The following is a 1,012-nucleotide window of genomic DNA, read 5'->3' as shown; positions in this document are numbered from 1 at the left end:
CACTAGCCTTGCAAAGAAGCTGACATCAGAGCATTAAGTTGCATAAGGGATATTTTTACAGTTTTCATTTATCGAAAAAGAGAAAAAACAGTAACAGCCAAATACGTATAGACAAATCACCATTTTTTTCAAATATATACTTCAATTGTATTTAATTCTGTTCAAGTATCTTTTTCTGCGCTTTTTTCTTAATCGGATGAATACGAGGCCGCCCGCCCTTCTTTTTCTTTCGGCGTCCTTTCGAACTTCGGGTAGGCGCTCTGTTTAAAGCGTCAAGGAACTTTTCCCAGCTTTCCATCACGTAAATGCGAACTAACTTCAGTACATCCCATGTACTTTTTGTTGTTTTTGTTTGCAACTTCACCAGTATGCACAGTCCGTAGGCTAAAAGTGTCATGTAGATTTGGTTCCATACAGCATCCGGTTTATAGCTATATAGTTTAGCTAAGTGAAGGTGCTGCTTCATCCATTTGAAGAAAAGTTCGATCATCCAGCGATCGCGGTACAGGTTAGCGATTTCTCGCGCTGAAAGATCCCACCTTGTTGTAACTACGCGGTAGATTCGTTCTTTATCATCCTTGAATTCAACCAATCGTAGCCTTACTTTTTGATCAGGCTCCTTCGGAACCACCATTTCAACATCAGCGTCTCGTAAAATACCTGGATCCTCTTCGGGAACAGGACGTGCTTGGATGACAGTTGTCTTGCTATTTGCCTGTATGCGTACGACAAAACGAATTTCTGCCTCTGCCCATTTCTTAAAAAAGGCATAGTTGATGTATCCTCGATCCATCACATAAGTTGTATGCTTATCCGTGAGAAGTTCGATCGCCACTTCCGAGTCGGCCACAGCTCCCGTCGATAAAATGACTTTACTTGGATAAGCCATGTCCGGGAAATCCGTGCATAGGTAGGTATGCATTTTAACGCTATTTTGCGTTTTGCTGCAGTATCCCCACTGACCGTGAAAGTCAGGCAAAGAGATGGTGGTGGAGTCGATTATTGTTAGCTT

General features: G+C 42.1%; 1 protein-coding gene. It reads right to left on the bottom strand.

All coding sequences use genetic code 11. The features are described 5' to 3' along the window. Window positions 1-151 precede the first annotated feature (151 nt). A partial coding sequence (locus tag FU659_RS34985) for an IS4 family transposase (protein WP_147951742.1) occupies window positions 152-1,012 on the bottom strand: 861 nt, incomplete at its 5' end.

This window comes from Paenibacillus sp. N3.4 (assembly GCF_008017805.1).
Classification (GTDB): domain Bacteria; phylum Bacillota; class Bacilli; order Paenibacillales; family NBRC-103111; genus Paenibacillus_E.
This window is presented reverse-complemented; position numbering and strand designations above follow the sequence as displayed.